The 7,318-nt window shown below is 48.3% G+C and carries 6 protein-coding genes; 4 read left to right on the top strand and 2 right to left on the bottom strand.

Annotated features, from left to right (window positions below; genetic code table 11):
* Positions 1–451: 451 nt before the first annotated feature.
* Positions 452–1,117 carry a gamma-glutamylcyclotransferase gene (locus AC5I6P_RS25370; RefSeq protein WP_495696559.1) on the top strand — a complete coding sequence of 222 codons (666 nt, stop codon included), beginning with the start codon at positions 452–454 and terminating at the stop codon, positions 1,115–1,117.
* Positions 1,118–1,555: 438 nt separating this feature from the next.
* Here the strand turns inward: AC5I6P_RS25370 and AC5I6P_RS25365 are convergent, their stop codons facing one another.
* Complete coding sequence (locus tag AC5I6P_RS25365; RefSeq protein WP_495696558.1) at positions 1,556–1,981, bottom strand: hypothetical protein; 426 nt, start codon at positions 1,979–1,981, stop codon at positions 1,556–1,558.
* 597 nt (positions 1,982–2,578) lie between these two features.
* Between AC5I6P_RS25365 and AC5I6P_RS25360 the strand changes: the two genes are divergently transcribed.
* The 3 genes from AC5I6P_RS25360 to AC5I6P_RS25350 all read left to right on the top strand — a co-directional run bounded on the left by AC5I6P_RS25360 (position 2,579) and on the right by AC5I6P_RS25350 (position 6,158).
* Positions 2,579–3,166, top strand: a complete 588-nt coding sequence (locus AC5I6P_RS25360; protein WP_495696557.1) for a hypothetical protein — start codon at positions 2,579–2,581, stop codon at positions 3,164–3,166.
* Between the two features lie 336 nt (positions 3,167–3,502).
* Positions 3,503–3,892, top strand: coding sequence for a hypothetical protein (locus AC5I6P_RS25355; RefSeq protein WP_495696556.1), 390 nt, complete (start codon positions 3,503–3,505; stop codon positions 3,890–3,892).
* Between the two features lie 502 nt (positions 3,893–4,394).
* Positions 4,395–6,158, top strand: coding sequence for a protelomerase family protein (locus tag AC5I6P_RS25350; RefSeq protein WP_495696555.1), 1,764 nt, complete (start codon positions 4,395–4,397; stop codon positions 6,156–6,158).
* A 913-nt stretch (positions 6,159–7,071) separates the two neighbouring features.
* Here AC5I6P_RS25350 and AC5I6P_RS25345 read toward each other — a convergent pair.
* Positions 7,072–7,318 (bottom strand): hypothetical protein (locus AC5I6P_RS25345; protein WP_495696554.1); only part of this gene is annotated, 247 nt, incomplete at its 5' end.

Raw genomic sequence — 7,318 nt, 5'->3', positions numbered from 1 at the left:
ATTATCTCATCTCGTCACTGTTCTCTATTCTCCCTTATTTACCGACAAGTCTAGTAGTTTGTCTTCAGTCGTCTCCAATTGGCTCTTGCGTCCTGCTCCATAGCGCCGTTGCCGAGTTCTCCCTTGAATATGGTGTCTCTCGACATAGCTGATCCAGCCGGGCTCGAACGACTCCAACAATTGCTCAAACTCCTTGACTTTGAGTCCAGTCAAACTCTGGAGGACATGAGGTTTATTTCTGACACTGCTGTAGCTCAACATGGCAGGCGGTTCAGCTTTCGAGCGAGAATAACTATATGTCTTCTAGATTAAGCTATTGCCGATTAAGTCTAATAAAGGAAACGTCATGATGAGCAAATTTCAAAATCCTAATTTCTGAGCAGATCGGCTTTCTCCTTCCGCTAAAGAGCAAGCTTGCTCCGCTGAAATTGATCCTGTCAGGGCATATCAAATGTCTTTAACTCGTGCTGATCTTGAATCCAGTCAAATCCAGCAGGTTATCGTCCGCTCGGATCGCCGTCCTCCTACTTTGAGTGAAGCTGAACTGCAAGCTTCGATGAACGGAATCCTTCAGCAGCACACAACTCACTCAGATATCTGGATCTTTGCCTATGGTTCCTTAATTTGGAATCCGATTATCCAATTTGCTGAACGTCGCGTTGGCACAATCTACGGCTTCCACCGCCGCTTCTGTTTATGGACACCCTATGGCAGAGGGACACCAGAGAACCGAGGGCTCGTTCTGGGTCTAGACCGAGGGGGCAGTTGTCGAGGAATTGCTTATCGGATTGCGCCTGCGGAGGTTGCCACAGAACTTCCCTTATTGTGGCGACGAGAAATGATGATGGGTTGTTATCGGCCTCGATGGGTAAAGGTCATTGATGGAGCAGACACCTGGCAGGCGATCGCCTTTGTGGTGAACTCCCAGCACCAGGCTTACGCGGGTCAAGTTGAGCCAGATGTGATAGTGGAGCATCTGGCAACTGCCAGTGGCACGTTAGGTTCCTGTGCTGACTACCTTCAACAAACAATCGAGGGACTAACCCAGGTTGGGATTCAAGATAAGGCGTTGCTACGTCTTCAGCAACAAGTTCTGTCTCAGCAGCGATTCGCTTGAATTGAGACCTGAAAACAGCCTCAAACCTTGTAGTTGCCCTTACTGATAACTCGGCGATCTCGAATTTCATTGCTAAACAAAGACGATCTGCTAAGACAAGCGCTTTGGTTGTGTCGCAAAAACGAGTCAGTGGTAAGGTAGGTGAGTCCGGAGACGCCTGACTCCTCTTCGAGGTCTACTTCCCTCTGTTTAAGTAGCGGCACTTTTTGCCCGAAATCATCCTGCTCAATGTCCGATGGTACTGTCGCCAGCGGCCTTTCCTGAATCCCTTTTAAATACAGAGGGCGTGAACCGTTCAGGGGCAGGGTTAATTCATTGTGATAATAGAGGATGAGGGGGATAGGGTTGCTTCCTATTCCCCTCATCCTAAGCAGTGGCAATGGCTATCACCCTAATTGAAGCCCTTCAGCAAGTCAAAGACTTCCGAGCCGCGAACGTTTATCTGTCTGTTGCTAGACCAAAATAAGTACATCCTTTGTGAAAGAAGCTAAGCAGCATACATTCGCCATATTGATCTTCAAACTCACTGTGCAACAGTGTAATTGTAGACATTTCGCGCAATCTCATGCTTGTTTTGATAGGTGGTGTAAATTCAAAGTGTTCTACAGTTTTATCTTCAAAAACAACGATCGCTGACTCACATAAATAGTCATCGCCCGCTTGAAACAAGTGAATTGTTGCGGTGGGATGGAAGCAAAAGTCTGCTGGATTGTCAATAGCTTTTTTAAGTTTGATGACTTCAGGATTCTGTGTATCACCTATAAGAAAACTTGTCGCCTTAATAATCAAGTCTCTTATTCTGTTGTGATGCTTTAGGTCTTCCTGCAACACTTCAATTTGGGATTCTAGATCTTTGTTGTTCATTGTTTTTCCTGATTATGGTGTTTTTAGAACTATGTTGCTTGGCGGAATTCGCGAACAGTTCAATTTATAAATCAAAAGAACGGTCACAAGCATAGCGCTATAAGGTTTACGTTTATCTAGCTTGCTGGCAGCAGTGTCAGCGCGGCCCTTGCTTGATTCTACTAAGCATTTTTACTCAATTTTGCTTCGATTGTTATCTATAGCTTGGCGACATAGAGCGAGAAACGGCTCCCTTGAAAGTTGCGACAGGCATCGGCAGACTCATTGATCTAGAGCAGATTCGGAAAGCGCCTTGACACGGCTAGATAAATACTGAGCGCTCGATCAAAAAGTTTTCTTGATTTCTTCCCTGTTTAAAACAACAACGATTTTCTCCATTATTGCCACTAGCTACTTACGAGTCATCCTTTGCGAGCAATGGACTCAATGCTTTTTCATCTTCTCGTTACCGTAGTGGTTCAATCGATATATCTGTGAAAAAGGTGAACTGTCTAAAACTTCCAATCGGATGATGCGAGAATTCTATCCTGGAACTATTCTTTTTTGCTGTATTCTGACTAAGCGATAGTCTCCTTGCTAATTGTAATTAGTCTTCTTATGCCAAGAAACTCCAATACCTTATCTCCAACCGAAAAAGTGAAAGTCGCTTTAGATTGCTTACATCGTGAATTACTCGGCGACCCGAACGCAAGTAAGACCGTCGCTCAGAAGTATGACCTGTCGACTCGCAGTGTGACGGTTCTAAAGCAGCAAGCTCTCGACATCCTGCAACAGGGCTTTAGTCCTTCTACAACTCCTGCTGCAACCCCCCATCGAGCTTCTATTCATGAGCAAACGCTTGATCAGGCGTTGAACGCACTTTTCAACTCTCCTCCGACGACAGAAGCGCAACGGGAGGAGCCAGAAGCCGAACAAGACGAGGCAGAGGGCATCACGATTGACGAGGTGTTTGCAGCGATCGTTGCCTACAACAAAGCCAAGAAAGAGCCCCCGATTTACATCTCACAGGGCATTCTCCAGAAGATTAGTGGTCAGTCTGCTTCTGAGGTGAAAGTGTGGTTTGCCCAGCATGAGTCAGAAGTGAGTGCGCATAACGCTAAGTATGACCTCACGCCGATCACTAACCGCAGAATTAAGCGTAATTTTGATTATGGGGAAGCGTTAGGTTTGGGAGCAGAGCAATAATTCTCTGTCTACTCATCGGTTTTGTCATCCTGAGCACGTTTCGCCCGCTAGATGTCCTTCGTGGTCGGGCAGTTCATCCGACCATTCGGGTCGCAAGGTCATCTTTAATTGAATTGCATCTTTATTATTCGAGGATCTATTAGATCAAGCGTTTGACCCTTGGAGACGAAATCGTTTAGACATCCTGCCGATGGTGAGGCTGATGAGACTTGACACCACTTCTGAAGGAATGCGAAGTCTTGATGCCCTCGCTCACTTCTGACCCTTGCAAATGCACCTCCTCCTGGATTAACGTGATGCCTCTCTCATCGTCTATCAAACCTTAGGATCACGACTATGGAACATCAGCCCACCCGTGGAGCACCAACCAGTTCAACCGACTTCTACACCCTGTTTACGAAGAAACTGAAAAGCAAGGGAATTACTCTAGAGCACCTTCTACAGGTTGAGAACAAGACGACCTTCACGAAAGGTGATCTGGCTCAGAAATTCGCAGACTATATTCAGAATGACGAGCATCTCTACCGCCTCGACCAGCACGGAAAAAAGCTGGCCCTCTCGAGACGCCAGATCTTTCAGCAATTTGCCAGTCATTATGCCAATGGAATCATTCAAACGCTGGGTTTGCAGATCAAGCCACCAGAACAGGTCAGAACGCTCTTCAAAACAGAACGACTGCTCCAGTTCATTCGACAATCCCCGCTCGAGGAAGAACTTCAGTTCTAAGCATGCCGCTTCTGGGATGCTGTTCGTTCGTTAGAAACATTCAGCAATTTCAATCTGCCCGGCTCACGCTCGATTCAAGTGGCACTTGAATCGTCATTAGCGCTGAATTCACAGCTTAGGATCAGACATCTAAGCGCTAGAGACGAGTTAATCTCGATACGGGATCCCAATCACATGGGCACCTCACTCCAAATTATCCGTCTCTCACCAAACGTCAGGCTTCCCATCAAAGCATGGGAGAGTAGTGGTCGATCAGGAGATGTCCAAATCTCTACCTGCACTTGCGTCATTACTTCCACACCGCCTAACGTTGCTGGCCTATCACAACTAGAACTTAAAACCAGACGGCGGCTTTCACCCATCTATAACCTGGAACCGAAGCACTTCAATTCCATTCTTGAAGAAAGCAATCCATGTCTTCCGTATCTATTTCACAACAAGCATATTGCATTCAATATTTATGTCGGCTACGATATGCATATGCAATCTTTCGTCCACTGATATGCCTAGAAAGTGGCTCGCACACCGGATCGGCGAGGAATACCTCCCCTTCCTTCAATCGGTGAAACCGACGGCGGCTGGACATAAGAAACTTCAGAAGTTCACCGAACAACTGCGACAAGAGTGGACGGACCGAGGTCTAGGATCGCTCCAGCAGCAGCAAGGATGCATGGATCAACTGAGGCGCTCGATTAAAGATACGCTCGGCGAAGACCACTTCTCGCTCGATTTCATCGGCTTTTCTACAGCTGAGTACACCGCGCTCAACGACGAGAAACAACGCAGTGTTGCCGAGCGCAATGAAGCGGTGAAATTCATCGACAATCCAGATGCAATCGTTGCCCAAGCCGTACGGCTACTCGAGAAAGAGGATTGGGCAGACGTCGCCGCAGGGTTAGCCGTGCTCACCGGGCGACGCGTGAGTGAATTACTCTCAACGGCCCAGTTTCAAAAGAAAACGCAGTGGAGTGTTGTGTTCTCCGGAGCCTTAAAACGCAGAGGCGAGCCTCAATTGCTTCAGTTTGAGATTCCTACCCTGACAACCGCTGACCGAGTCTGCAAAGCCCTCGCTAAAATCCGCAAACAACTGCCTCAAGCCGCCTCATTGACCGGGGGAGAAATTAATCAAAAATATAGCGATAAAGTTGCAGCGGCGTGCGATCGCCACTTTGAAGGACTGGTACCGCCTCGATCTGGAGGTAATCTCTACACTCACCTGTTTCGAGCCGTGTATGCCACGATCGCCACATTCTGGTACTGTCCACCCAATGTCGATGCGGTCGAATTTCGAGCGGCCATCCAGGGGCACTATCAAGTCTTAGATGCCGACAATCCCACGCTCAAACGATCGCTGGCAGCCTCGCGCCATTATGCCGATTTCGACATCGCTGACTCAGTCATTGCCCAGTATGGGGGCAAGCGCAAAGGCATCAAGCTCGGGCTGGCCGGAATTGAACCGATTGAACCGTTTAGGCAGATGGAAACAACCCAGAAAAAACCCCTGAACCGTAAGCGAAAAATCAGCACCCTGCGCTACTACGCCCAAGACCACGATCGCTGGGTAGCGGTGCTCGACACGATCTCACCCGAGGCAAAAAACCAAGGTGAGCGCACCTCTCAGCTCCTCAACTGGATTGAAGCCCAGCTCCAGAAAAACTCAACGGAGCCCCTTCCAGAAGCTCCCCAGGAAAAAGCTCTACTCATTGAACCCATCCTTGAACCCGAACTGACGCAGCAAGAGCCGGAATCCGAGCCCACACCAGAGCAAGAGAAGGAAAAAGCTCCTGTGCTTGACCCCACGGTGCAATTGCTCGTTTCGCAAATGGCTCAAGTGATGGAATCGGTTGCGGGTCTCACCCATGCTCTCACCGGGCAAAGGCAAGCCGCTCCCGCTGCGGTACCGCTTCCCCATCGACCCACCCCCACGACTCAAGCTTCAGCAGCAGAAAGAGTTCAACCCGTCCGCCCTCGAGCGACGGGTGGCAAATCCAGAGAGATCATTAACGCGGCCATTGATGCGATTATGGCCCACAACAACACGCCAGACCGCTTGTATGACCAGAAGTGGGCCATTAGCATCAATGCCCTGAAAGAATTCTCCAGATCCCAATACACGATTCAACAAGTTCTAAGCGAGCGACGGGATGAAATTGTAGCCCACCACGAGCAGCATCAAATGGATGCCGCAAAACACAACCATAAACATAAGGGAAAACACAAAATTACGGATGTGATTGTCCTAGACATAGAATCACAACCCGATTGAGAGGGCCAACCGCTTCTTTAAACTCTACCCCTCAAGCCCAATTACTTTTCTAAATTGAGTGCTAAGAGACACTCGACAAGGGGTGTGACAGTAACATGACCAGAAGAACGCTCAACATTTTCCTTCCCTTTCCATCTCAAATTCTTTAATACTTAAAACCTAAGATGTTATGAAGCACCCCAAGTGCTTTTAAAGGTTTCTGTCGCGGGACGGTCTTCTCGATTGCCCGTGGGACTTCTTTTCTTCTCTCACGGACACTTCGTGTTGACCGTCCCGTGGGAGGTTTTTTTTCTTCAATTTCTCCTCACATCCCTTTATACTCCTCTTTGAATTGCACGGGCAGTTCATGATCAAACACGGCATCAGGTGGTTGAGACAAGTACTGGAGCCAAACACTTCGTAAAGCTTGGCCGTGACAACCAAGCCTAAGAGACCGTTTGGGTCGTAGCGTTGGATGCAGTGAAAGCTGCCGGTCCAATGCGAGGAGGGCATGGAGGATATAAAACCCCAAAAGGGACACAATCCCTCCATTTCTATTCCATCACACTAAAATAGATAGGGCGACCGTGACAGACTTAGTCATCACACTAAGCCGTACTGTGAGAATGGGTGAAAATCCCAATGAGGGGATGAAAGCTTGCCAGAATCGACGCTTTTCAGGCGCATAACCTCATCCCGCGTAGGGAGTTCTTAAGGTGGCAACACCTAGGACCGGAAAGAGGCTTTCTTTTCGGCAAGGCTACAACATAGCCTTGATGAATAGCTCAACTATGAATCAGCGGTTTAGTTCTGGAAACTGCGGGCGGGTAAGAACTTCTAGTGGTGCCAGGGCAAAGCGCGAATCGAGCCGGACGTGGTAAGAGGGGTTTGTAGTCTCTACCCTCCCAAATCTGCAATGAAAAAAGGATAACCTTTAGCGACCGGCTTTTGTGAGTCGTAACTCACTAGCAACACCTGTCGAAGTTTTAAGACTCTCAGTACTAAACGGGCAACATCTATGGATACCGGATGGGGGAGCAATCACATTCGGCGCGTTGCCAAGCACAACGTAATCCAAACTCCGTAGATCGATGAGCGGGATCTGAGTAGGAGATTTAGGGAGCCGCCCTGCTTGACTGACAGAAGTACTGGAAGTTGAAACGAAAGCTAGGAGGGAAGCA

Source organism: Myxacorys sp. (assembly GCF_059501405.1).
Note: the sequence above shows the minus strand (reverse complement) of the source record. Positions and strands in the feature narration are given on the sequence as shown.

Excerpts from the sequence above, each read along its gene's own strand:
- AC5I6P_RS25370 (WP_495696559.1), top strand. The coding sequence starts at position 452 with ATGTCTTTAACTCGTGCTGATCTTGAATCCAGTCAAATCCAGCAGGTT.
- AC5I6P_RS25365 (WP_495696558.1), bottom strand. The coding sequence starts at position 1,981 with ATGAACAACAAAGATCTAGAATCCCAAATTGAAGTGTTGCAGGAAGAC.
- AC5I6P_RS25360 (WP_495696557.1), top strand. The coding sequence starts at position 2,579 with ATGCCAAGAAACTCCAATACCTTATCTCCAACCGAAAAAGTGAAAGTC.
- AC5I6P_RS25355 (WP_495696556.1), top strand. The coding sequence starts at position 3,503 with ATGGAACATCAGCCCACCCGTGGAGCACCAACCAGTTCAACCGACTTC.
- AC5I6P_RS25350 (WP_495696555.1), top strand. The coding sequence starts at position 4,395 with ATGCCTAGAAAGTGGCTCGCACACCGGATCGGCGAGGAATACCTCCCC.